This window comes from Thiohalocapsa halophila (assembly GCF_016583825.1).
In the GTDB taxonomy this organism is placed as follows: Bacteria; Pseudomonadota; Gammaproteobacteria; order Chromatiales; family Chromatiaceae; genus Thiohalocapsa; species Thiohalocapsa halophila.
The window spans coordinates 1-522 of record NZ_NRRV01000291.1 but is presented as its reverse complement, the minus strand read 5'-3'; the positions used below and the strand labels follow the sequence as shown (position 1 = coordinate 522).

The 522-nt window shown below is 62.1% G+C and carries 1 protein-coding gene; it reads left to right on the top strand.

What is annotated here, in order from left to right; translation table 11 throughout:
• Positions 1-86 precede the first annotated feature (86 nt).
• Positions 87-522: hypothetical protein (locus CKO31_RS26455; protein WP_200244018.1), on the top strand; the 436-nt coding region annotated here is incomplete at its 3' end.

Sequence of the window (522 nt, the reverse complement as noted above, 5' to 3'; positions counted from 1 at the left end):
TTCCATACTGCCGATAGGCTATTCGAGATGCGCCATGGCCAACTCGCCGAGTTGGCCTTGTATTGCGCCGAGGGACGCCGGCAGCCTTGAGCATCCTGCATTTCCTGGCAACTGAGGGCCAGGCGCCGCGCGCAACCATCTTGATCATGGCGGGGATCTCCGGCGCCATGAATGTCGCCATGTTGGGGTTGGTCAACAGCGCGGCCGAGCATGCCGTGCTCGGGACGGTGGATACCCAGCTGCTGTCGCTATACTTCATCGCCTTTGCTGTTTACCTGCTGACGCAACACTATGCACGCACCCGTTCGGTGGCGGCCATCAATGGGGCGCTGCACCGGCTGCGGGTGCGACTGGCCGACAAGGTCCGGCGCAGCGATCTGCGCTTTATCGAGGCGCATGGTGAGGTCGGTGGCTATGCGGCCTTGTCGGAAGACGCGGGCGTGGTCGTCCAGGGAGCGGTGATTCTGGTCTCGGTCTCGCAGTCGTTGCTGCTGTTGATAATGGTCAGCATCTACTTGCTCG